Genomic DNA, 23,090 nt, shown 5'->3' with positions numbered 1-23,090 from the left:
TGCACACTACGATTCGGGTGTGGCAGTCGTTGCCGGACAATCCACCGTCGTGCACACGGTTTCTGGGGATTTGCGCGGCACGACCGAGCGCGGCGTCGGGGTCTGGCGCGGCGTGCCGTACGGCGAGCAACCGGTTGGTAAACGCAGGTTTCTGGCGCCCGGCCCGTTGCGGCCGTGGCCGGGCGTGCGCGATGCCGTTGAGCACGGACCGCTGCCGCCGCAGAGCAAGTCGTTCGTCGGCGGCGGCCGCGACGATCCGAAGGTTCGCGACGAGGCGTGCCTGACGCTGACGGTGTGGTCGCCGGACACCAGCGGCTCGCTACCGGTGATGGTGTGGATTCCAGGTGGGGCATTCGTATTCGGTGCGGGCCAATTTCAGCTCTACAACGGTTCTCGGCTGGCCGCCAACGGAAACGTGGTGGTGGTCAACATCACCTACCGGATCGGGGTATTCGGCGGCTTCGAGCTCGGCGATCTCGGCGACGGCTTCGACGACAACCTCGCGCTGCGCGACCAGCTGGCGGCGCTGCGCTGGATCCGCGACAACATCGCCGCGTTCGGCGGTGACCCGGACCGGGTGACCGTTTACGGCGAATCGGCCGGGGCCACCTCGGTGCTCGCCCTGCTGGCCAGCCCGGCCGCCGACGGACTCTTCAGCCGGGCGATCGCACAGAGTCCCGCGCTGCCGCTGATCGCCGACCGGGAGCTCCGGGCGAAACGGGCGCATGAGTTCCTGCACCGGCTCGGCGTGAGCGCCGCCGAGGTCAAGGCCCTGCCGCAACGGCAACTGCGCCGCGCCGCAGGCCGGTTGCAGCTGAAGAGCGCCGCGGCCACACCCACGCTGGCCTATGGGCTGACCTACGGTGTCGACCTGCTGCCGCGGCATCCGGTGGACGCCGCCCGCGCGGGGGAGCTGGCCCGGATTCCGCTGATCATCGGCACCAATAGCCACGAAGCGTCGATGTTCGCCTGGACCAAACCGCCGATGCTGCCGACCACGACGGCCTCCATCGACGCCTACCTGAACCGGGTGGCACCCGACGCCAGAGACAGGGTGCTGGCGGCCTACCCCGACTACCCGCGGCGACGGGCGCTGGTCGCGTTCGGCTCCGACGTCATGTTCGGCGGGCCCGCCTGGGCCTTCGCCGACGCCTACAGTGCGCACGCGCCGACCCACATGTACCGGTTCGACCATTTCGGCTGGAGCCTGCGAGTGCTCGGCCTGGGCGCCACGCACGGCAGCGAGATCGTGCACATTCAGCACAGCTACGGCTCGTATCTGGGCCGCAAGATGCATCCGCTCGGCCGGCGACTGCAGCCATCGGTCGGCCGGCGCATGCAGCGGGCGTGGCTCGACTTCGCCGGAAAGGGTTGGGAGACGGGCGAGATCCATTGGTCAAGCGGGCACGACTGGCCGATCTACGACACCGACCGACGCTTCACCCGCATCATCCTGTCCGCCCGCGACATGGTGGTGTCCGATCCCGACGCCGAGCGCCGCAAGGCCTGGGGCGACCTGTACTAAGCCGCGGTGGCGAAGCGCTCGTCGGTGTAGTCACGCAGGTTGTACAGGAACTTCTGGAACATCCTGGCCATCACCGGCCGGCCGATCGACATTCCGAGCCGCGCCGCTGTCCCGTTCGGCTTCATGGCCATCACCCAGGTCAGATGGCAGCCGCTAGCGGTGGGCACAACGCGATAGTCCTCCGCAAACGCCGCGATGCTGTTCGTGGAGGCCTCGTTGAAGCGAAAGCCCATGTGCGAGTAGGGCTCCCATGCCAGGAACTCTTCGTCGCCGACGATGCCGCCGCGCATGTTGACGGTTCGCGTGGTGCCGACACCGAACGGTTCGGGGCTGGTCCAGGTCACCTTGGTGATCACCGTCGCCCAGTGCGGCCAGGACTCGGCATCGGAAAGCACCTCGAAGACCTGCTCCGGGGTGATGGCGAGGTCGACCGTGCTGACGAAGCGAAACGGTGCGGCGTCGATGAAGTCCATTTCCACCCGCTCGCACGGGAACATCTTTGACACGGAATGACCCTAGCCGGGGCCGTCGCTGGCCGCGGCCAGCAGCGGCACCACGACATCGCTGATGGGCGTGGCAAGGCCGTGCCGGGCCGCCTTGCGCGCGATGACGCCGTTGCGGATGTCCCACTCCAGCGGGCCGTTGTTCTCGCGGTCGGTCAGGATCGACGTGGTCATGTCCGCCGGCGCCCGGCCGAGCATGTCGAGGATTTCGTCGATCACGTCGTCACCCAAGTGGGCGCCCTCGGCCCGCGCCACCGCGAGGCATTCGGCGAGATATCGGCGAGCCAGGACGGTCACGTCGTCGCGGTGGAACATCCCGGTGCGCCGCCCGGTCAGCACCATCAGCCCCACCACGGCGTTGACCAGGAGCTTGTGCCACGCGGCGGTGATGAAGTCCGGGTCCAGATCGACCCTCACCCCGGCGCCGCGCAGCAGCTCGGCGAGGCTCTCGGCCGCCTCGCTCACCGGCAGCACCAGCCGCACCCCGGTGCGCAGGCGCACCCAGCCCTCCGGTTGCGTCTCGGACGAGACCCACACGGCCGCGGGGACCACCGTCGAAGCGGGACAAAACCGCCCCACGCGTTCGACCTGCTCGACACCGTTCTGCAGCGCGCACACCACCGCGTTCTCGTCACACAGCCGCGCCAGCCAACCGGCGGCCGCCTCGTTCTGAGTGTCCTTGACCGCCAGCAGCACCACGTCGACGGGACCCTCGACCTGTGCTGGATCGATGTGCACCGGGCCCGGCACCACGATCGGTTCCCGGTCATCCGGCCGGACTTCGACGGACTCGCGCGGCGTATGCCCGCACAGCAGGACCGGATGCCCGGCGGCGTGCAGCAGCGCCGCGGCGGTCGCACCGATGGCCCCGGGTCCGACGACGGCGATGCTGCGGCCCACGAATGACAAGCTACCGCCGGGCACGCCCCCTTTAGACTGTGGCAGTCCTCTTCAGGCCTTTCACACAGGAGTTTTAGTGCTGCGCAGTAATGCCGCCGGTTCGTTGCGGGCCACCGATGCCGGCCAGAAGGTGACGTTGGCCGGCTGGGTGGCGCGCCGTCGCGACCACGGCGGCGTGATCTTCATCGACCTCCGCGACGCCACCGGGGTGTCGCAGGTGGTGTTCCGCGAGGCCGACGTGCTGGAGGCGGCGCACCGGCTGCGCGCCGAGTTCTGCATCGCCGTCGACGGCGTGGTCGAGATCCGGCCGGAGGGCAACGCCAACCCGGAGATCCCCTCCGGTGACATCGAGATCAACGCGACATCGCTGACCGTGCTGGGTGAGAGTGCGCCGCTGCCGTTCCAACTCGATGAGCCCGCCGGCGAGGAAGCCCGGCTGAAATATCGCTATCTGGATCTGCGCCGCGATGGGCCGGGCGCGGCAATTCGGTTGCGCTCCAAGGTGAACGCCGCCGCCCGCGAGGTGTTGGCCCAGCAAGATTTCGTCGAGATCGAGACACCGACGATGACCCGGTCCACCCCGGAGGGCGCCCGCGACTTCCTGGTGCCGGCGCGGTTGCAGCCCGGCTCGTTCTACGCGTTGCCGCAGAGCCCGCAGCTGTTCAAGCAGATGCTGATGGTGGCCGGCATGGAGCGCTACTACCAGATCGCGCGGTGTTACCGCGACGAGGACTTCCGTGCCGACCGGCAGCCGGAGTTCACCCAGCTCGACCTGGAGATGAGCTTCGTCGACGCCGAAGACGTCATCGCGATCTCGGAGCAGATCCTCACCGCGTTGTGGGCGCTGATCGGATATCAGCTGCCCACCCCGATTCCGCGCATCAGCTACGCGGAGGCGATGCGCCGCTTCGGCTCCGACAAACCCGACATGCGGTTCGGGCTCGAGCTGGTCGAGTGCACGGACTTCTTCAAAGACACCCCGTTCCGGGTGTTCCAGGCGCCCTATGTCGGTGCCGTGGTGATGCCGGGCGGGGCCTCGCAGCCACGGCGAACGCTGGACGGCTGGCAGGACTGGGCCAAGCAGCGCGGTCATCGCGGGCTGGCGTATGTCCTGGTCGACGACGACGGCACGCTCGGGGGACCGGTGGCGAAGAACCTGTCCGACGCCGAGCGCGACGGCCTGGCCGCCCACGTCGGCGCCAAACCGGGGGACTGCGTGTTCTTCTCGGCGGGCCAGGCCAAGTCGTCACGTGCACTGCTCGGCGCCGCCCGCATCGAGATCGCGCGGCGGCTGGACATGATCGACCCCGACGCGTGGGCCTTCGTCTGGGTGATCGACCCGCCGCTGTTCGAGACGGCCGACGAGGCGACCGCCGCCGGTGACGTCGCCGTCGGCTCGGGCGCCTGGACCGCGGTGCACCACGCCTTCACCGCACCCAAGCCGGAATGGGAGGACAGCCTCGAATCCGATCCGGGGACCGTGCTGGCCGATGCCTACGACATCGTCTGCAACGGCCACGAGATCGGCGGCGGCTCGATCCGTATCCACCGCCGCGACGTTCAGGAGCGGGTGTTCTCGGTGATGGGCTTGGACAAGGCCGAGGCGGAGGAGAAGTTCGGATTCCTGTTGGAGGCGTTCATGTTCGGTGCGCCACCGCACGGCGGCATCGCGTTCGGCTGGGACCGGATCACCGCGCTACTGGCGGGGATGGACTCGATTCGGGAAGTCATCGCGTTCCCGAAGTCCGGTGGCGGCGTCGACCCGCTGACCGGCGCACCGGCACCGATCACGCCGCAGCAGCGCAAGGAATCCGGAATAGACGCCAAGCCGAAGAAGGTTGAGGGGGCATGAGTCAAATACCCGACGCCGAGACGATGAAGGCGTTCAACCAGAGCATCGTCGACGAGTTCCATGCCAACGGCGGCAAGGTCGGCGGCCCGTTCGAGGGCGCCACCCTGCTGCTACTGACCACGACCGGCGCCAAGTCGGGTCAGCCGCGGCTGGCGCCGCTGGCGTATCTGGACATCGACGGCAAGACGATCATCGTCGGCTCGAAGGCCGGTGCCGACACGAACCCCGACTGGGTGCACAACCTGCGGGCCAACCCACGGGCGCACATCGAGGTCGGCACGACGGACTACGACGTGAACGCTCGTGAGTTGCCGCGCGCCGAGCGCGACGAGATCTTCGACGAGATCGTCGCCGCGGCACCGGGCTTCGGGGAGTACCAGGCCAACACGAGCCGGGTCATCCCGCTGTTCGAATTGCAGCGGGCCTGATCACAGCCGCTCGATGAGCTCGCGGTTCAGTTGGTGAAGCAGTAGGAGTCGCTCGACGCGTCACCGCCCTGCAGCCGGACCTGATGGACCCGCAGCCCGCGGAAGTCGTCGCCGTGCGGGAAGAACCCGGGGTCGGCGACCAGACCGCCGGCCGACACGTCGGCATCGAGCTTGGCCATCCACGCCCCGACACCGTCGGGGTAGAAGACCTCGTCCCATGCCGCGTACAGCGAGTTGGTGACATAGACCCGGCGACCATCGCGGCTGATCTCCACCATCTGCGGCCCGCCGCGGAGCCGCAGGTCTGGGACCGCCGGGTGCGGCTCGCGCCGCACTATTCCGCCCAGGCGGACCGACGACGTCTCCCGCGGGTGGAACGGATCGCTAACGTCATACTGCTTGAGTTCTCCTGTGCCCCAACATGACACGTACAGCCAGTGGTCGTCGACCGACAGGTCGATGTCGGAGATCAGCGGTGGCACGGCACCGAACGGTTGCAGCGCGGGCGGCAGGTCGTCGGTGTCGGCCGGCTCGGCGGGGATGGTGATCACCTTCTCGACCACCCACTGATCACCTTCGCGGTGCCACAACCAGATCGAACCGGACAGATCCTCGACACTGATTACCACTCCGGCGAACCCGTACGACTTGGACGGGTCATGGGCGGGGCGCAACTCCAACACCATCTGATGCTCGTCCCCGAGGTCGATGCGCTGGGTGAGTGTGCGCTCCGACATGCTCCAGAAATTCAGATGATGACCGAATTTGCGGCCGAGCAGGTCCTCGGGATTGAGCCCATTCTCGATCATCGACGGCGTCGCCCACTCCGACGTCACGACCGTGTCCTGCCGCAGGTGCCACCACACGTCGTAGGCGAAGAACTGCGGTCCCCGGTCCCGCTCCCACGATCCGAGCACTTCGAAGGTGTCGTGGTCGATCAGGGCGACACCGCCCGGTCCGTCGTCGCCGTTTGCGCCGCCCAACGCCGACATGAAGATGCCACCCGGCCCGCAGTGCACGGTGTGCGGCCGCGAGTATCCGGCCTTGGCGGCCAGCTCACTGGCCTCGATGGTGTGCTTCAGCACCGGGTTTCGCGGTTCTGGCTTGGTATCCAGAACATATGTGTTCGACGAACGCAGGCCGGGCACCAGTAGGTAGCGACGTTCGAGGCCGTTGTGGTGGTCGTGGCCTTCGTGACACAGCGCACTCGAGCACGCGTTCCAGCCGAAGTGGTGGAGTTCGTTGCCGGCCGTCGGCAGCTCGGTCCAGCCCACCACGCCGCCGTAGCTGGAGGAGTCGGGGTTGCAGTCCAGCACGGCGAGCGCATCCTTGGCCCGGCCCGCGGGATCGAACGCGACAACGTAGGCGAGCTCCTCGGGCGCGGCGGCGACGGCGGCGCCCGGGCTGCGGTAAAAAGTGGGATCTGTTGCGGACATGCGTCCGATGATCCTCTGACGCGGGCGCAATTAATCGGAGTTCGCCAGGAATGCTTTGACCACTGTCTTCGGCGCCTGCGCCAGCCAGGCCTCGGTGATGAGTTCGGTAAGCTCGGGCACGCTGATCTCGGCGAGTCGCACCAGCACCATCGGGTAGCCGTCAAAGTGCGGGGTGGTGAAGTACACGCCGGGATCGTCGGCGATCAGCGCGAACTTGACGCCCTCGTCGGCGACGCGGGCGCCGAGGATGTCGTCGTCGGGAGCCGCCGCGCCGAGCGCCTGATAGTCGGCCTTGCGCAGTGGACGCTCCCAGGCGATCAGCTTCTTGCGGACCCGCCAGTTGCGCGGCGTCGCCTCGGTTGTCTCCGGCAGTGCGGCGACGATACGAGCCACGTCCGCCCAGGAAGCCACGACGGGAGGCCCTCGGTCAGCAGTTGGCGGTGATGTCGAACGTCGCGCTCACCCGGTGGTTGGGTTTGTCGGCGAAGGACCCCTCGCCTTCGCCGCTGATGCTGAAGGTACCCTGGCCCAGTTCGGCGTCCGCCTCACCGATGTTGTCTTTCCAGAAAGTGCCGGTGAAGCCGCCGATATTGCGAATGTCCACCGCTTCGGCAGTGACGGCGTCGCCGGTGTCCACCGTTGCGGTGAACCCGGGTTCCTCGTCGAGCGTCTCGATCGTCCATGCCCGCCCCGACTGGAGGCAGGTCACCTGATAGTTGTCGCCCTGCCCGTTGATGACGACTCGGGCCTCCGGGGTGGACAGCTGTTGCGAGGAGGAACAACCCACAATCGCGACTCCGAGCGACACGGCTCCGGCAAGGGCCCCCAACCGCCGCGTCATGGGTGGGGGATTTCGGTTTCGACCAGCACACCGCGGGTATTTCGTCAACACGAGAGTGACAGTAGTGCAAAGGGAGGCGGCAATGGAGAGTCGCGCAAAAATGCTTGGTTACCCCCTTCCAACTGGTTCACGATTCCGTCAGCGCGGAATCCGGCCAGAGCGCCGCCGAGGCGTGTCCGAGCAACAGCTTCGTGTAGTACACCGGCGCGAACCACGGCGCCGCGCGCGATGGACCCATCGCCGCGTCGAGTAAGACCCCGCCGGCTGTCAACGTGGCGCCCAGAACCCGGCGTCGCCGCGGCGACCTGCGGATGGCGAGTGTCGACGCCATCAGGTACCCGTAGTGGGCCGATGCCCAAGCCCACGCCCTGACCCGTCGAGGTTCGGCACGATCCATCCACGCCAGCAGCGCCGGATGCGCATGCAAGGCCGCAAACCGCAGGTGGTCGCCGTCGGTTTGAGCCGGCCGCTCATACCAGCGCGCACACGCCTTGGTGTTGTTCGCCCACGCTCCGCCCCACAGGTCGGCGGCCATCACCCGCAGCATCAGGTTCGGCGCAGTGATGGCGCCCAGAATCCCCAGCGCCAATGTGATCGTGTTGTCGGTTGCCGTCGCCTCTGGTCCGACGAATTCATCCCATTCCGTTCGCAGCCGCCACAACATTTCTCTCATGCCACCACTGTGCCCGTCGTGCTGCACTTACGGTTGATCGCTCCGGTCGAGTTGGGTGACCGGCTGCTCGACCTCCTGACCAACAATCCGGGCGTCACCCACCTGGTGGTGCACCGTGGTCGGCGCGATGGTGGTCGGGCCCGAATTCGGGCCGCTGTCGTTCGTGGTCGCGTTGTTGGCGGGTGCGGCGGGGATGCTGTCGCTGGTGTCGGCGAAATCGTCAGCGCTGGTTGGGGTTTTCATCTCGGTGACGACGGTGCCTGCCGCCGGCTTCGCCGTGGTGGCGGCCACGCTGGGGGACTGGGACGTGGCGGCCAAGTCGGCCACCCAGCTCGCGGTGAACTTGGTCGGGATCGTGCCGGCCGGTGTGCTGGTGTTGTGGGTGCGCCGCGTCGGCGACTGAATGGCGCCCGGATTCGGCGTGGCTGGGCATGCTTGATCTGTGCCGGGTGCGTACCGTTCTGCACTGATGTCATTTCCCACTGCGAACACCCATGACGTCGACCGCTTGCTGGCGGGCTACCGCGCCGCGCGGGCCCAGCAGGCGCTGTTCGACCTGCGTGGCGGCGCGGTCACCGGGTACGACGAATTCGTCGACGCCACAGGCAGTATCCGGCCGTCCTGGGTTGAGTTCGCCGAATGCGTCGGCGACCGGGGCCGGGGTGGCCTCGAGCGACTGCGCGCGGTGGTGCGCAGCCTGGTCGACAACGACGGCATCAGCTACATCCAGATAGACCCGAACGCCGAGATCGTCACCAACGGCGACGGCACCGCCGCACCCGGGACGTGGCACCTCGATGCGCTGCCCCTGCTGATCTCGGCGACCGACTGGGACACGCTGGAATCCGGTCTGGTGCAACGCTCGCGGCTACTCGACGCGGTGCTCGCCGACCTGTACGGCCCTCGGCGCTCGGTGACCAGCGGGGTGCTGCCCGCGCAGCTGCTGTTCGCCCATCCGGGGTATGTCCGGGCCGCCAAGGGGATCGAAGTGCCCGGCCGGCACCAGCTGTTCATGCATGGCTGTGACATCAGCCGCGCGGCCGACGGCTCCTTCCGGGTGAACGCCGACTGGACACAGGCGCCGTCGGGCGCCGGCTACGCCCTGGCCGATCGGCGCGTCGTCGCGCACGCCATCCCGGATCTCTACGAGCGGATCGGGCCCCGGCCGGCCTCGCCATGGGCGCAGGCGCTCCGGCTGGCGCTGATCGACGCGGCACCCGAATCCGCGGAGGAACCGGTGGTGGTGGTGCTCAGCCCCGGTATTCACTCCGAGACGGCGTTCGACCAGGCGTATCTGGCCAGTGTGCTGGGCTTCCCGCTGGTGGAGAGCGCCGACCTGGTGGTGCGCGACGGCAAGTTGTGGATGCGGTCGCTGGGCACACTCAAGCGGGTCGACGTGGTGTTGCGCCGGGTGGACGCCGATTTCGCCGACCCACTGGACCTACGCGCCGACTCCCGGCTGGGCGTGGTGGGGCTGGTTGAGGTGCTGCGTCGCGGGGCGGTGACCGTGGTCAACACGCTCGGCAGCGGCATCCTGGAAAGCCCTGGGCTGCTTCGCTTTCTGCCCGAGCTGGCCGAGTCCCTGGTGGGCGAGACGGCGCTGCTCGAGACGGCACCGGTGTATTGGGGCGGCATCGATGTGGAGCGTTCGCATCTACTCACCAAGCTGTCGTCCTTGTTGATCAAGCCCGTGGTGGGCGGCGACACGATCGTCGGACCGGCGCTGACGTCCAAGCAACGCGAGTCGCTGGCCGCGCGTATCGAGGCCACACCGTGGCAGTGGGTCGGCCAGGAGCTGCCGCTGTTCTCGTCGGCCCCCACCGACTACCACCCGGGCGCGCTGTCATCGGCCAGCGTCGGTATGCGGCTGTTCACGGTGTCCCAGCGCAGCGGCTACGCACCCATGGTCGGCGGCCTTGGCTATCTGTTGGCTCCTGGAAATGCCGCACTCAAAATCAACACCGTTGCGGCAAAGGATATTTGGGTACGCATGCCTACCCGTGCGAAGGCCGAGCGGATTGCACCCCCGGTGGAGCTACCGACGATAACTCCCAGCCCCACCCGCGCGGTCAGCTCGCCGCGGGTGCTGTCGGATCTGTTCTGGATGGGGCGTTACGCCGAACGTGCCGAGAACATGGCCAGGCTGCTCATCGTCACCCGCGAGCGCTATCACGAGTACCGCTACCGCCCGGACATGGAGGGCAGCGAATGTGTGCCGGTGCTGCTGGCGGCGATCGGCGAGGTCAGCGGAACCGACACCGGCGCGGGCGGGTCGTCCGCGGACATCGTGGCGCAGGCGCCACGCACGCTGTGGTTGGTGACCGCGGACCGGCACCGATCCGGGTCGCTGGCGCAATCCGTCGAGCGACTCGGCCTGGCGGCCCGGTCGGTGCGCGACCAGATGTCCAACGACACGTGGATGGTGCTCGGCGCGGTGGACCGTGCGCTGGCGCAGCAGTCGGCTGCCCCGCCCGCGGTGGGCCGCGATGGCGACGACACCCCGCTGGCGTCGGCGCACAGCGAGACGCTGGCCGGAATGCTCGCGCTCTCCGGGGTGGCCGCCGAATCGATGGTGCGGGACGTCGGCTGGACGATGATGGACATCGGCAAGCGGATCGAGCGCGGCCTCATGCTGACCGCGTTGCTGCGTGCAACGTTGACGACGGTCCGCAGCCCCGGTGCCGAGGAAACCATCACCGAGTCCGCCCTGGTGACCTGCGAGTCGGCGGTCAGCTACCGGCGGCGCAACCTGGGAGTGGTTAGTGTTGCTGCCGTGGCCGATCTGGTCCTGCTCGATGCGGAGAACCCGCGGTCGCTGGTGTACCAATTCGAGCGGCTGCGGGCCAACCTCAAGACGCTGCCCGGCTCGTCGGGCTCGTCGCGACCCGAGCGGCTGGTCGACGAGATCGGCACCCGGTTACGTCGCCTCGATCCGGCCGGCCTGGAAATCGTCACCCCGGACGGCCGGCGGTCGGAGTTGGCCGATCTCCTCGACGGGATGCACAGCGCTCTGCGCGACCTGTCCGGTGTCATCACCGCGACGCATCTCTCGCTACCCGGCGGCATGCAGCCGCTGTGGGGACCCGATGTACGACGGATGATGCCGTGACGGCCCGTCGCTATCAAGTCACTCACAGCACGGTTTACGGGTACTCCGACGTCGTGACCAGTTCCTATGGACGCGGCTTTCTCACGCCACGCGACTCCGCCCTGCAGCGATGCTTCTCGCACACGTTGCGGATCGACCCCGAGCCGGCCGACAGCTCCACCAGCCGGGACGCGTACGGGAACGTCAGCTCCTACTTCCATGTCGCCGAGCCCCATCGCAAGCTCTCGGTCACCAGCGAGTCGATCGTCGAGGTGGACCCACCGCCACCGGAACTCTATGACGCCGGATCGGCGCTGGCCCCTTGGGAAATCGCGCGCCCGGTCGGCCTGGACGCTGCACTGGCGACGGAGTTCACCCTCGACCTGCAGCCACCAGAGATCACCGATGAGGTGCGCGCCTACGCCGCGCCGAGCTTCGCGCCGGGCCGCCCGTTGATCGAAGCGCTGCGCGACCTCACATCGCGGATCTTCAACGACTTCACCTACCGGTCGGGTTCGACGACCGTCTCCACCCAGGTCAGCGACATGCTCACGGCCCAGGAAGGGGTCTGTCAGGATTTCGCCCGTCTGGCGATCGCCTGCCTGCGTGCCAACGGCCTTGCCGCCAGCTACGTTTCGGGTTATCTGGCCACCGATCCGCCACCGGGTAAGGAACGGATGATCGGCATCGACGCCACGCATGCCTGGGCATCGGTGTGGACACCGCAGAACCAGTGGCTGGGGCTGGATCCGACGAACGACCAGATGGTGGATGAGCGCTACATCATCGTGGGTTGGGGTCGCGACTACGCCGATGTCCCGCCGCTGCGCGGCATCATCTACACCCACTCCGAGAGCAGCGTCATCGACGTCGCCGTGGATGTGGCGCCGTTCGATGAGGGAGTGCTGCATGCGTGACTTCATCTGTCCCAACTGTGGTCAGCACCTGGCCTTCGAAAACTCGTTGTGCCTGTCCTGCCGCCGCCCGCTGGGCTTCTCGCTCGACGACATGGCGCTGCTGGTGATCGCATCGGGCGAGGACAGCGGGCAGACGGGCTTCGTCGACGCCGACAAGTACCAACTGTGCGCCAATATGCATCTGGCCGAATGTAATTGGCTCGTCGAGAAGGGGCATATCGAGAAGTTGTGCACCTCGTGCGCCCTTACCCGCACCCGGCCCAATGACTCCGATACCAAGGCGCTGCCGGCGTTTGCCAACGCGGAGAGGGCCAAACGGCGGTTGATCGCCGAGTTGTCCGAGCTGAAGCTGCCCATCGTCGGTCGCGACGAGGACCCGGAGTACGGCTTGGCGTTCGACTTGCTCTCCAGCCTGCAGGAAACGGTGTTCACCGGCCACCAAAACGGCGTGATCACACTGGATCTCGCCGAGGGCGACGACGTCCACCGCGAGCAGCTGCGCATCGAGATGGACGAGCCGTACCGCACGCTATTGGGGCACTTCCGCCACGAAATCGGCCACTATTACTACTACCGACTGGTCAGCGCCTCGCAGGATTACACGCGCCGGTTCCGGGAGCTGTTCGGCGATCCCGCCGCCGACTACCAGGGCGCGCTGGACCGCCACTACCAGGACGGCCCGCCGGACGGCTGGCAAGAGATCTACGTCTCGTCCTACGCCACCATGGACCCGGCCGAGGACTGGGCCGAAACCTTTGCGCACTACCTGCACATCCGTGGCAGTCTGGACACCGCTGCGGCATACGGCTTTGCCCCGGCGGCCGCGACATTCGAGCGAAGAGTGCTGGGCCCCAGCGGATTCGACCAGATTATCGAAATGTGGCTGCCGCTGTCGTGGGCACTGAACATGATCAACCGGTCGATGGGTAAGCGGGACCTCTACCCGTTCGTGCTGCCGCCCGCCGTGCTGGAGAAGATGCGGTTCATCCACACCATCATCGACAGCTAGATCCCACCGCGCGCAGATATGCGCGGCCGCGCGGGGAAATGCGGTAGCCGACGTCCAGGCTGATGGTCAGGCCGAGGCCCTTGAGCTGGCGCACCCGGCGCTTGAACCGGAGCGTGTCCAGCCCGACGCGCGCGGCCAGGTCGGGTGCGCGGACCGCCTCGTTGGCGGCGATCATCTCCAGGTACCGGCAGGTCCACGGTGATCCAGCGTCCCATCGCCGCAACACCAGGGTGATGCTGCGGTCCGCGATGCCTTCGGCGGTGGCCCGGTTCAGCAGCACACGGCGATCGTATGTCGTGCCGACGTGGTAAGCAGAAACCGTGTCCGAGGGTCTTTTCGACCTGCCCGGCGATTCGAGGCTGACCGACGGCGCCTCCTCGGGGGCCGCGCCGCTGGCTGTGCGCATGCGCCCGGCGACCCTCGACGAAGTCGTCGGCCAGGACCACCTGCTGCAGCCCGGTTCGCCGCTGCGCCGGCTGGTCGAGGGTTCCGGCGCGGCGTCGGTGATCCTGTACGGCCCGCCGGGCACCGGCAAGACGACGCTGGCGTCGCTGATCTCGCAGGCCACCGGCCGCCGATTCGAGGCGCTGTCCGCGGTTTCCGCGGGCGTCAAGGAGGTGCGCGCCGTGATCGACACGGCGCGACGTGCCGCCGCGCACGGCGAGCAGACCGTGCTGTTCATCGACGAGGTGCACCGGTTCTCCAAGACACAGCAGGACGCACTGCTCTCGGCCGTCGAGAACCGGGTGGTGCTGCTGGTCGCGGCCACCACCGAGAACCCGTCGTTCTCGGTGGTCGCGCCGCTGCTGTCCCGGTCGCTGATCCTGCAGCTGCTCCCGCTGACCGCCGAGGACGTCCGCGCCGTGGTCAACCGGGCCACCGAGGACCCGCGCGGCCTGGGCGGACAGATCGAGGTCACCGACGACGCCGTCGAATTGCTGGTGCAGCTGTCGGCCGGGGATGCGCGCCGGGCGCTGACGGCGCTGGAGGTGGCGGCCGAAGCGGGTGGGCAGGTCACCGTCGAGACCATCGAGCAGTCACTGGACCAGGCCGCCGTCCGCTACGACCGCGACGGCGACCAGCACTACGACGTGATCAGCGCGTTCATCAAGTCAATCCGCGGCTCCGACGTCGACGCCGCCCTGCACTATTTGGCCCGGATGCTGGTGGCGGGGGAGGACCCGCGCTTCGTGGCTCGCCGGTTGATGATTCTGGCCAGCGAGGACATCGGCATGGCAGACCCGACCGCCCTGCAGACCGCCGTGGCCGCCGCGCAGACGGTTCAGCTGATCGGCATGCCGGAAGCGCAGCTCACGCTGGCGCATGCCACCATCCATCTCGCCACCGCACCCAAGTCCAATGCGGTCATCGCGGCGTTGGGCGCGGCGATGGACGACATCAAGGCGGGCAAGGCGGGTCTGGTGCCCGCCCATCTGCGCGACGGCCATTACTCCGGGGCCAACGCACTCGGCAACGCCATCGGCTACCAGTACTCCCATGACGACCCGGATGGCGTTGTGCCGCAACAATATTCGCCCGACGAGCTAGTCGGTGTCGACTACTACCAACCCACCAGTCACGGCGCGGAACGGGAGATCGCGGGCCGGTTGGACCGGCTGCGCGCCATCATCCGCAAGGTCGCCAAAAAGCCCTGAAATAGCCCCTTGACACCCGCGGCGTGGTCCCCTAGCTTTGTAGTCAATCAACTAATTGATCAAACGCAAGGTTGATAATGAGGAGTGATGGAGATGCGGATGCGGTGCTTGATCGCGCCTTCATGGCGCTCGCCGACCCGGTTCGGCGCGCCATCGTGGCGCGGCTGTCCCGCGGGCCGGCCACCGTCAACGAGCTGGCCGCGCCGTTCGACATCACCAAACAGGCGGTGTCCAAGCACATTCAGGTGCTCGAGCAGGCGGGGCTGGTCACCCGGACCCGCGACGCACAGCGACGGCCGGTCCATCTCGACGCGGCCGCACTGGAGCGGCTGACGTCATGGATCGACCGATATCGGCTTGACGCCGAACGCAGTTACCGCCGGCTGGACGCCCTGCTGGCGGCGATGACCGAGAAAACCAAGAAGGGAACCAAACAATGACGAACCCACTCAACCTGCAGGCCCCGGTCGACACCCTGGCCATGGATTTCACCCGCGAGTTCGACGCGCCGGTGGCAGCGGTGTTCCGCGCGCACGCCGAGCCGGAACTGGTCAAGCAGTGGCTCGGCCCGCACGGCATCGAGATGGACATCGAGCACTGGGACTTCAAGACCGGTGGCGGCTACCGGTACCAGCACCAGGATGAGGGCGGCCAATACCGCTTCAACGGCGTGTTCCACAAAGTGCGGCAGAACGAATTCATCATTCAGACCTTCGAATTCGAAGGCGCGCCGGACATGGTCAACATCGAGTACATGTGGTTCGAGGACCTAGGCGACGGTCGCACCCGGCTGCGCGGCCGGTCCATCTGCCCGAGCACCGAGGCCCGTGACGCTCTGCTGTCGTCCGGCATGGAGGGCGGCATGACCGAGGGCTACGAGCGGCTCGACGTGTTGCTGAAGAGCCTCTGACGGCTACCGGAACAGGCGCCGGCGGGTGCCCATCACCCCCGTGCGCCTGCGTCCGCCCATCAGTGCTGACACCAAGGCAACGCCGAGTGCGGCGACGATCACCTGAACCAGCAGTTCCAGCCAGTCGACGCCGCTGGTGATGGTCATGGCTCCTCCAATGTCTTTAGGGCTGGAGGAGCCATACCCTGGGCACCCGTGTAATAAACGCTGGCGTCAAACCATCTCGGGCAGGCGCAGATGGGCCAGCGCCAGATCGAACTCCGCAACGTCGAAGATGTCTGCGCCCAATTCCCGGGTTCGCGCGTTCCTGAGTTCCCTGGCTTGTTCTCGATTGCGCTCCATGGCTTCGCGGCTGTCGAACGTCGTCGACGAGACGCCCCGCCCCGTCGAGCGGCTGATCAAGAAACTGGCGCTGCAGAATCCCTCGAGATCCTCCAGCGAGGGCAGCACGGCGGTTCGGTAGAACTCGATGGATCGGGCGGCCTGATCCGGCGGCATCTTTAGCCACGTCGCCCGCACGCAGGCGCCGTCACCGGAGCGGTGGTCACGATGCATGGCCCCGATTTCCCACTGATCGACCGTGATATCGCCGCCGCCGAAGATGTCCCGGGCCCGATCGCGAAGCGGCGCCGCCTGGTCGGTGCTGGCGCGCATCGCGTCCTCGGTTTCCCAGGCGCTGGTGGCAATGCATTGACCGGACTCCCGGTCGACCAACAGCGACAGGCCGACATAGCCGTCCATAGCCTGCAGCGCCGGCATGACCTCGTCGCGAACGTAGGCGATGCCTTCATCGATGGACGACGGTTGCGCCTGGATAGTGGTAGAGCGTGCGTACACGGTCCACCCCCCTTCTCTGGGGTGGCACCCCGGTGGCGCTACCCACTGTCAAATAGCCTCCTCCCGGGCCGGAATCATTTCAACAGTCCGTACCCTGGAGATATGGACTCCGACGTGCTCGAAATCGACTCTTCGCGGCGGCGGATCGTCGACCTGACCGAGAAGGTGCGCAAATTCTGCGCCGCATACACCGACGGGTTGTGCAACATCTTCGTGCCGCATGCCACCGCGGGTGTCGCGATCATCGAGACCGGCGCGGGATCCGACGACGACCTCGTCGAGACGCTCGAGCGGCTGCTGCCCCGCGACGACCGCTACCGCCACGCCCACGGTTCGCCGGGTCATGGTGCAGACCATGTCCTGCCCGCCCTGATCGTGCCGTCGGTGACGGTGCCGGTGCAGGCCGGCGAACCGTTGCTGGGGACCTGGCAGAGCGTCGTGCTGGTCGACCTCAACCGGGATAACCCGCACCGATCGGTGCGCCTGAGCTTCATAAACGGCTGAGTCCGACGCTACAAACCAGACCGGTAATGTAGTGCGGTCGATTGATGCGCAAACACACCGAGAACCAACAGGACAGCAGGGAAGTGCAGACACACGAGATCAGGAAGCGATTCCTCGATCACTTCGTGACGGCGGGCCACACCGAGGTGCCCAGCGCCTCGGTGATTCTCGACGACCCCAACCTGCTGTTCGTCAACGCGGGCATGGTGCAGTTCGTGCCGTACTTCCTCGGTCAGCGCACCCCGCCGTACTCCACGGCCACCAGCATCCAGAAATGCATCCGCACGCCCGATATCGACGAAGTGGGCATCACCACGCGGCACAACACCTTCTTCCAGATGGCCGGCAACTTCTCGTTCGGCGACTATTTCAAGCGCCGCGCGATCGAGTTGGCCTGGACCCTGCTGACCAAGCCGGTCGAGCAGAGCGGCTACGGGTTCGAACCCGAAAGACTCTGGGCCACCGTCTATCTGGATGACGACGAAGCGGTGGCGTTGTGGCGGCAGGTAGCGGGTTTGCCGCCGGAGCGGATCCAGCGCCGCGGCATGGCCGACAACTACTGGTCGATGGGAATTCCCGGCCCGTGCGGGCCGTCGTCGGAGATCTACTACGACCGCGGCCCGGAATTCGGTGTCGGCGGCGGCCCGGTGGCCAACGAGGACCGCTACATGGAGATCTGGAACCTCGTCTTCATGCAGAACGAGCGCGGGGAGGGCGCCGGCAAGGAGGATTTCGAGATCCTCGGCCCGCTGCCGCGCAAGAACATCGACACCGGCATGGGTGTCGAGCGGGTGGCCTTGCTGCTGCAGGGTGTGGACAACGTCTACGAGACCGACCTGCTGCGCCCGGTCATCGACACCGTCGCCGCGCGCGCTCCACGTGGGTATGGCATCGGCAATCACGAGGACGACGTCCGGTACCGGATCATCGCCGACCATAGCCGCACCGCGGCGATTCTGATCGGCGACGGCGTCAGCCCCGGCAACGACGGCCGTGGGTACGTGCTGCGCCGTCTGCTGCGCCGGGTGATCAGGTCGGCCAAGTTGCTCGGCATCGACGACCCCATCGTGGGAGACCTGGTGGCCACGGTGCGCGATGCGATGGGCCCGTCGTATCCGGAACTGGTCAACGATTTCGACCGCATCGTCCGCATCGCCGTCGCCGAGGAGACCGCGTTCAACCGCACCCTGGCGTCGGGTTCGCGGCTGTTCGAGGAGGCGGCCCAGGCGACCAAGGCGTCCGGCGCGAGCGTGCTGTCCGGGTCCGATGCCTTCACCCTGCACGACACCTACGGCTTCCCGCTCGAGCTCACCCTCGAGATGGCTGCCGAGGCCGGCCTGTCCGTCGACGAGGACGGCTTCCGCGGCCTGATGGCCGAGCAGCGTCAACGCGCCAAGGACGACGCCGCCGCCCGCAAGCAGGCGCACGCCGACCTGTCCGCCTATCGGGAACTGGTCGACGCGGGCCCGACGGAGTTCACCGGCTTTGACGAATTGGTCTCCGAGGCAACGATTCTCGGCATCATGGTGGACGGCAAGCGGGTTCCGGTGGTAGCGCACAGTAGCGAGCAGGCCCAACGCGTAGAGCTGATCCTGGACCGCACACCGCTCTATGCCGAGGCCGGCGGCCAGATCGCCGACGAGGGGTCGATCACCGGAACCGGCACCAGCGGGTCGGCCAAGGCGGCCGTCACCGACGTGCAGAAGATCGCGAAGACGGTGTGGGCGCACCGGGTAAACCTGGAATCCGGCGAGTTCGTCGAGGGCGACACCGTGATCGCCGCGGTTGATCCGCGGTGGCGACACGGCGCGACGCAGGGTCACTCCGGTACCCACATGGTGCATGCCGCGCTGCGACAAGTGCTGGGCCCCAACGCTGTTCAGGCCGGATCGCTCAACCGGCCGGGCTATCTGCGGTTCGACTTCAACTGGCAGGGGCCATTGAGTGAGGAGCAGCGGACGCAGATCGAAGAGGTCACCAACGAGGCCGTCGAGGCCGACTATCAGGTGCACAGCTTCACCACCGAACTCGACAAGGCCAAGGCGATGGGCGCCATGGCCCTGTTCGGCGAGAGCTATCCCGAGCAAGTCCGCGTGATTGAGATCGGCGGGCCGTTCTCACTGGAGCTGTGTGGCGGCACGCACGTGCACAATTCCGCCCAGATCGGCCCGGTCACCATCCTCGGTGAATCGTCGATCGGTTCGGGGGTGCGCCGAGTCGAGGCCTACGTCGGCCTGGACTCATTCCGCCACCTGGCCAGGGAACGCGCGCTGATGGCGGGCCTGGCCTCGTCGTTGAAGGTTCCCTCCGAAGAAGTGCCGGCTCGGGTGGCCACCCTCGTGGAGCGCCTGCGGGCCGCCGAGAAAGAACTCGACAGGATGCGGCTGGCAAACGCGCGCGCCGCGGGGGTCAATGCTGTCGCCGGCGCCGAACAAATCGGTAATGTCCGAGTGGTGGCGCAGCGGATGGCCGGCGGGATGTCGGCGGCGGATCTGCGCAGCCTGGTTGGCGACATCCGCGGCAAGTTGGGCTCCGATCCCGCGGTGGTCGCGCTGATCGCCGAGGGCGAAGACGACACCGTGCCATTCGTGGTCGCCGTGAACCCTGCCGCCCAGGATCTCGGGCTGCGCGCCAACGACCTCGTCAAGCAACTGGCTGCGGCGGTGAACGGCCGTGGCGGCGGCAAGGCCGATCTGGCACAGGGTTCCGGTAAGGCTGCGGCGGGCATCGACGCAGCGCTGGCCGCGGTACGCGCGGACATAGGCCGGAGCTAACTAGGTGGCCCATCCAAAACACCGTCTGCCGGACCGGCCCGGGGGCGACGACCCCGGACGCGGCCGCCGGTTGGGTGTGGACGCGGGCAGCGTCCGGATCGGCGTCGCGGTGAGCGACCCCGACGGAATCCTTGCCACGCCGGTGGAGACCGTGCGCCGCGATCGTTCCAATAACCATCTGCGCAGGCTGGCGCGGCTGGTCACCGAATGGGAGGCCGTCGAGGTCGTGGTGGGCCTCCCGCGCACGCTCGCCGACCGGACCGGGCCGTCCGCGCAGGACGCCATCGAGCTCGCCGAGGGGCTGGCTGGGCGCATCGCCCCCATACCGGTACGGTTGGCCGACGAAAGGCTGACCACAGTGACGGCGCAGCGCTCGCTGCGGGAGGCCGGCGTTCCGGCCAAGGGCCAAAAGGCGATGATCGACCAGGCGGCCGCGGTCGGCATCCTGCAGAGCTGGCTAGATCAGCGACGCGTCGCGCTGGGCGCAGATAGAGAGGCCGGCGATGACTGACGACTGGGGGAGGCAACGCATGCAGCCGTTGGCGGTGGGGCCGCCACGGCGTCGAATGAGCCGTGCCGACCGGGTTCGCGAAGCCCGCAGCAACCGCAGGCGGCGCTTCGTGCGCGGGTTGTTTCTCACCCTGCTCATCGTGATCCTCGTCGGGACCGTCTTCCTCGGCTCGCGGGTGTGGCACACCGTATTCGGCCCGGGCAACGACTACAGCGGCGACGGGGTGTCCGACGTGGTCATTCAGATTCACGACGGCGACTCGACGAGGGCGATCGGTAAAACACTGGAGGACCACAATGTCGTCGCGACGGCGAGGGCCTTCGTCGTCGCCGCCGACGGCAATGCCGCGATCTCGTCGATCCAGCCCGGCTTCTACAAGCTGCGCACCGAAATACCGGCGTCGAACGCCGTTGCGCGGCTGGCGGAGCCGCAGAGCCGGGTGGGCAAGCTGGTCATTCCCGAAGGTCGCCAGCTCGACGACATTCAGGACGTCAAGACCAACGCCGTCACAGATGGCATCTTCACCCTGATCTCCAAGGCCACCTGTGTGAACCTCGACGGCGACCGGCGCTGCGTTTCGGTGGACGATCTGCAGCAGACGGCGGGCAGCGCGTCACCGTCGGCGCTCTCGGTGCCGGACTGGGCCACCAATCCGGTCAAGGCGCTCGGCGACGACCATCGCCGGCTGGAGGGCCTGATCGCACCCGGGACGTGGGACATCGACCCGTCGGCGTCACCGCAGGACATCCTGTCGCAACTCATCGGCGCCAGCGCTTACCAGTACGCGCAAAGTGGACTGCTCGACACCGCGCAGTCGCTGGGCATGACGCCGTATCAGATCCTCACGGTCGCATCGCTGGTCCAGCGGGAAGCCAAGCCGCAGGACTTCGACAAGGTCGCCAGGGTCATCTACAACCGGTCGTACGAACGCCGCACGCTGGAATTCGACTCCACGGTGAACTACCCGCTGGACCGCATAGAGGTGGCCACCACCGACGCCGACCGGGGACAGCAGACACCGTGGAACACTTATGTGCGCCAAGGACTTCCGGCCACTCCGATCTGCTCACCGGGTCAGCCCGCGCTGATGGCCGCTGAACACCCGGCAGCGGGCGACTGGCTGTACTTCGTCACCATCGACATGCAGGGCACGACGCTGTTCACCCGCGACTACCCGCAGCACCTCGCGAACATCGAGCTGGCGAAGCGCAACGGTGTCCTCGACAGCGCCCGCTAGCGCGCGCAAGGCGGCGGTACTGGGCTCGCCGATCGCACATTCCCGATCACCCCTGCTGCACCTGGCCGCCTACCGGGCACTCAGCCTGGACGGTTGGACGTACGACCGCATCGAGTGCACGGCGGACCAATTAGCAACCCTGGTGGGCGGTTTCGGTCCGGAATGGGTGGGCGTTTCGGTGACGATGCCGGGCAAGTTCGCAGCGTTGCGGTTCGCCGATGAGCGCACAGCGCGCGCCGAGCTGGTGGGTTCGGCCAACACCCTGGTGCAGACGCCGCGGGGATGGCGTGCCGACAACACGGATGTCGACGGGGTGGTTGGGGCGCTCGAGTCGGCATCCGGGCACGCGATGGTGGTGGGCTCGGGCGGCACCGCGCCTGCGGTGGTGGTAGGGCTGGTCGAGCTCGGTGTGCAGCGGATCACGGCGGTGGCCCGCAACCGGGAAAAGGCCGCTCCGCTGGTGGATCTCGCGACCAGGCTGGGCGCCGAGGCGGACTGGTGCGACATCGACGGCGAGGGGATGGTAGCCGCCGTCGCCGATGTGAACACCGTCGTCAACACGATCCCGGCCGACGCGGCGGCCCGGTACGCCCCCACATTGGCGTCCACACCGGTGCTGCTCGACGCCGTCTATGAGCCCTGGCCAACGCCGCTGGCATCAGCGGTCGAGGCCGCGGGCGGCCGGGTGATCAGCGGCCTGCAGATGCTGTTGCACCAGGCGTTCGCACAGGTCGAGCAGTTCACCGGGTTGCCCGCGCCCAAAGAAGCGATGAGGGCGGCGCTACTCGGCGATTAGCCTCGGTCCATGGGGGCGGGGGTCGCCGGCGCATGCGTGCTGGCGTGGCTGGCGGTGCTGATCGTGTACGACATCCGGCAGCGGCGGCTGCCGAATTTCCTAACGCTGCCGGGCGCCGTCGTGATTCTCGGCGGCGCGGTTATCGCCGGATGCTGGGTTCCCGCCCTGTCCGGCGCCGTGGTGCTGGCCGGCCTGTATCTCGTGATCCACTTGCTCGCCCCGGCGGCAATGGGCGCCGGTGACGTCAAGCTTGCGATCGGTGTCGGCTCGCTGACGGGCGCTTTCGGCTTCGAGGTGTGGGCGCTGGCCGCAGTCGGCGCGCCGCTGCTGACCGGGGTATGGGCACTCGTGACGGTGATTGGTCGTTCGGGATCGACCGTGCCGCATGGCCCGTCGATGTGTGTTGCGGCGCTGGCCGCGGTCGCGCTCGTCATCCTTTAGTCGTCGTCTTCGTCGAGTTCGTTGAGGAGTTCATCGGGGTGGTGGGCGAGGTTGATCTCGGGTGGGCCGGTGCTGTCGGACCAGGCGAGTCGGCCGGTGTCGGTGACGGTGGTCTGTAGGACGCCGTTGCTGACCAGTGTGTGGTCGGGTCCGCAGCCGAAGAACAGGCAATCGGCATCGGTGCGCCCGCCGCTGGCCCAGTCGGGGTCGTGGTGGGCTTCGCAGTGATAGCCGGGTTCCAGGCAGTTCGGGC

The 23,090-nt window shown here is 67.5% G+C and carries 23 protein-coding genes and 3 pseudogenes; 16 read left to right on the top strand and 10 right to left on the bottom strand.

Annotated elements, in window-relative coordinates; genetic code table 11:
* Positions 1–19 precede the first annotated feature (19 nt).
* The gene (locus tag ACRDU5_RS11130) at positions 20–1,525 is read left to right on the top strand and encodes a carboxylesterase/lipase family protein (RefSeq protein WP_526614556.1); all 1,506 of its coding nucleotides are present in this window, start codon (positions 20–22) and stop codon (positions 1,523–1,525) included.
* Here the strand turns inward: ACRDU5_RS11130 and ACRDU5_RS11125 are convergent.
* Together ACRDU5_RS11125 and ACRDU5_RS11120 are read right to left on the bottom strand one after the other, a co-directional pair.
* On the bottom strand, positions 1,522–2,022 hold the full coding sequence (locus ACRDU5_RS11125; protein WP_526614565.1) for an SRPBCC family protein: 501 nt from the start codon (positions 2,020–2,022) through the stop codon (positions 1,522–1,524). The two genes, ACRDU5_RS11130 and ACRDU5_RS11125, sit on opposite strands and share 4 nt — an antisense overlap.
* A gap of 18 nt (positions 2,023–2,040) precedes the next feature.
* The gene (locus ACRDU5_RS11120; RefSeq protein ID WP_526614555.1) at positions 2,041–2,928 is read right to left on the bottom strand and encodes an oxidoreductase; all 888 of its coding nucleotides are present in this window, start codon (positions 2,926–2,928) and stop codon (positions 2,041–2,043) included.
* Between the two features lie 76 nt (positions 2,929–3,004).
* Here ACRDU5_RS11120 and aspS point away from each other — a divergent pair, with 76 nt between their 5' ends.
* Together aspS and ACRDU5_RS11110 are read left to right on the top strand one after the other, a co-directional pair.
* On the top strand, positions 3,005–4,780 hold the full coding sequence (aspS, locus tag ACRDU5_RS11115) for an aspartate--tRNA ligase (RefSeq protein WP_526614554.1): 1,776 nt from the start codon (positions 3,005–3,007) through the stop codon (positions 4,778–4,780).
* Positions 4,777–5,208, top strand: a complete 432-nt coding sequence (locus tag ACRDU5_RS11110) for a nitroreductase family deazaflavin-dependent oxidoreductase (RefSeq protein ID WP_526614553.1) — start codon at positions 4,777–4,779, stop codon at positions 5,206–5,208. Before aspS ends, ACRDU5_RS11110 begins: the two co-directional genes overlap by 4 nt.
* Positions 5,209–5,234: 26 nt before the next feature.
* Here the strand turns inward: ACRDU5_RS11110 and ACRDU5_RS11105 are convergent, their stop codons facing one another.
* The 4 genes from ACRDU5_RS11105 to ACRDU5_RS11090 all read right to left on the bottom strand — a co-directional run bounded on the left by ACRDU5_RS11105 (position 5,235) and on the right by ACRDU5_RS11090 (position 8,158).
* Positions 5,235–6,644 (bottom strand): selenium-binding protein SBP56-related protein, encoded by a 1,410-nt coding sequence (locus ACRDU5_RS11105; protein ID WP_526614552.1) that lies wholly within the window; start codon positions 6,642–6,644, stop codon positions 5,235–5,237.
* Positions 6,645–6,674: 30 nt separating this feature from the next.
* Entirely contained in the window at positions 6,675–7,055 is a 381-nt protein-coding gene (locus ACRDU5_RS11100; RefSeq protein WP_526614551.1) for an MmcQ/YjbR family DNA-binding protein, read from the bottom strand.
* Between the two features lie 16 nt (positions 7,056–7,071).
* Positions 7,072–7,485, bottom strand: coding sequence for a lipoprotein LpqH (locus tag ACRDU5_RS11095; RefSeq protein ID WP_526614550.1), 414 nt, complete (start codon positions 7,483–7,485; stop codon positions 7,072–7,074).
* Positions 7,486–7,612: 127 nt separating this feature from the next.
* Positions 7,613–8,158, bottom strand: coding sequence for a hypothetical protein (locus tag ACRDU5_RS11090; RefSeq protein ID WP_526614549.1), 546 nt, complete (start codon positions 8,156–8,158; stop codon positions 7,613–7,615).
* A gap of 142 nt (positions 8,159–8,300) precedes the next feature.
* Here ACRDU5_RS11090 and ACRDU5_RS11085 point away from each other — a divergent pair.
* From ACRDU5_RS11085 to ACRDU5_RS11070, 4 genes and pseudogenes are all read left to right on the top strand, one after another.
* A pseudogene (locus ACRDU5_RS11085) lies at positions 8,301–8,561 on the top strand (TIGR00271 membrane domain-containing protein); the annotation flags it as partial.
* 66 nt (positions 8,562–8,627) lie between these two features.
* A complete protein-coding gene (locus tag ACRDU5_RS11080) occupies positions 8,628–11,267 on the top strand; it encodes a circularly permuted type 2 ATP-grasp protein (protein ID WP_526614548.1) in 2,640 nt (879 codons plus the stop codon).
* Positions 11,234–12,163 (top strand): transglutaminase-like domain-containing protein, encoded by a 930-nt coding sequence (locus ACRDU5_RS11075; protein ID WP_526614547.1) that lies wholly within the window; start codon positions 11,234–11,236, stop codon positions 12,161–12,163. The genes ACRDU5_RS11080 and ACRDU5_RS11075 overlap by 34 nt, the downstream gene beginning before the upstream one ends.
* Entirely contained in the window at positions 12,156–13,172 is a 1,017-nt protein-coding gene (locus tag ACRDU5_RS11070) for a zinc-binding metallopeptidase family protein (RefSeq protein ID WP_526614546.1), read from the top strand. Before ACRDU5_RS11075 ends, ACRDU5_RS11070 begins: the two co-directional genes overlap by 8 nt.
* On the opposite strand, the gene ACRDU5_RS11065 is transcribed toward ACRDU5_RS11070, so the two are convergent.
* Entirely contained in the window at positions 13,159–13,452 is a 294-nt protein-coding gene (locus tag ACRDU5_RS11065; RefSeq protein WP_526614545.1) for a hypothetical protein, read from the bottom strand. The genes ACRDU5_RS11070 and ACRDU5_RS11065 overlap by 14 nt on opposite strands.
* 40 nt (positions 13,453–13,492) lie before the next feature.
* Here ACRDU5_RS11065 and ACRDU5_RS11060 point away from each other — a divergent pair, with 40 nt between their 5' ends.
* The 3 genes from ACRDU5_RS11060 to ACRDU5_RS11050 all read left to right on the top strand — a co-directional run bounded on the left by ACRDU5_RS11060 (position 13,493) and on the right by ACRDU5_RS11050 (position 15,737).
* On the top strand, positions 13,493–14,827 hold the full coding sequence (locus ACRDU5_RS11060) for a replication-associated recombination protein A (RefSeq protein WP_526614544.1): 1,335 nt from the start codon (positions 13,493–13,495) through the stop codon (positions 14,825–14,827).
* A 77-nt stretch (positions 14,828–14,904) separates the two neighbouring features.
* Positions 14,905–15,267, top strand: a complete 363-nt coding sequence (locus tag ACRDU5_RS11055; RefSeq protein ID WP_526614543.1) for an ArsR/SmtB family transcription factor — start codon at positions 14,905–14,907, stop codon at positions 15,265–15,267.
* Entirely contained in the window at positions 15,264–15,737 is a 474-nt protein-coding gene (locus tag ACRDU5_RS11050) for an SRPBCC family protein (RefSeq protein WP_526614542.1), read from the top strand. Before ACRDU5_RS11055 ends, ACRDU5_RS11050 begins: the two co-directional genes overlap by 4 nt.
* Positions 15,738–15,740: 3 nt before the next feature.
* On the opposite strand, the pseudogene ACRDU5_RS11045 reads toward ACRDU5_RS11050, so the two are convergent.
* Together ACRDU5_RS11045 and ACRDU5_RS11040 are read right to left on the bottom strand one after the other, a co-directional pair.
* Positions 15,741–15,890 (bottom strand): annotated as a pseudogene (locus ACRDU5_RS11045) (GlsB/YeaQ/YmgE family stress response membrane protein); the annotation flags it as partial.
* Positions 15,891–15,950: 60 nt separating this feature from the next.
* Positions 15,951–16,574, bottom strand: a complete 624-nt coding sequence (locus ACRDU5_RS11040) for an antibiotic biosynthesis monooxygenase (RefSeq protein ID WP_526614541.1) — start codon at positions 16,572–16,574, stop codon at positions 15,951–15,953.
* 102 nt (positions 16,575–16,676) lie between these two features.
* Here ACRDU5_RS11040 and ACRDU5_RS11035 point away from each other — a divergent pair, with 102 nt between their 5' ends.
* The 6 genes from ACRDU5_RS11035 (at position 16,677) to ACRDU5_RS11010 (ending at position 22,837) form a co-directional block, all read left to right on the top strand.
* The gene (locus ACRDU5_RS11035) at positions 16,677–17,078 is read left to right on the top strand and encodes a secondary thiamine-phosphate synthase enzyme YjbQ (protein WP_526614540.1); all 402 of its coding nucleotides are present in this window, start codon (positions 16,677–16,679) and stop codon (positions 17,076–17,078) included.
* Positions 17,079–17,161: 83 nt separating this feature from the next.
* On the top strand, positions 17,162–19,852 hold the full coding sequence (gene alaS / locus ACRDU5_RS11030; RefSeq protein ID WP_526614564.1) for an alanine--tRNA ligase: 2,691 nt from the start codon (positions 17,162–17,164) through the stop codon (positions 19,850–19,852).
* Between the two features lie 4 nt (positions 19,853–19,856).
* On the top strand, positions 19,857–20,363 hold the full coding sequence (gene ruvX / locus ACRDU5_RS11025) for a Holliday junction resolvase RuvX (protein ID WP_526614539.1): 507 nt from the start codon (positions 19,857–19,859) through the stop codon (positions 20,361–20,363).
* On the top strand, positions 20,356–21,600 hold the full coding sequence (gene mltG / locus ACRDU5_RS11020; protein ID WP_526614538.1) for an endolytic transglycosylase MltG: 1,245 nt from the start codon (positions 20,356–20,358) through the stop codon (positions 21,598–21,600). Before ruvX ends, mltG begins: the two co-directional genes overlap by 8 nt.
* Complete coding sequence (locus ACRDU5_RS11015) at positions 21,578–22,396, top strand: shikimate dehydrogenase (RefSeq protein WP_526614537.1); 819 nt, start codon at positions 21,578–21,580, stop codon at positions 22,394–22,396. Before mltG ends, ACRDU5_RS11015 begins: the two co-directional genes overlap by 23 nt.
* Positions 22,397–22,405: 9 nt before the next feature.
* On the top strand, positions 22,406–22,837 hold the full coding sequence (locus tag ACRDU5_RS11010) for a prepilin peptidase (RefSeq protein ID WP_526614536.1): 432 nt from the start codon (positions 22,406–22,408) through the stop codon (positions 22,835–22,837).
* Here ACRDU5_RS11010 and ACRDU5_RS11005 read toward each other — a convergent pair.
* Positions 22,834–23,090, bottom strand: a pseudogene (locus ACRDU5_RS11005) (HNH nuclease); the annotation flags it as partial. The gene ACRDU5_RS11010 and the pseudogene ACRDU5_RS11005 sit on opposite strands and share 4 nt — an antisense overlap.

Origin of the sequence: Mycobacterium sp., from assembly GCF_050701515.1 — a bacterium.
Lineage (GTDB): Bacteria > Actinomycetota > Actinomycetes > Mycobacteriales > Mycobacteriaceae > Mycobacterium.
This window is presented reverse-complemented; position numbering and strand designations above follow the sequence as displayed.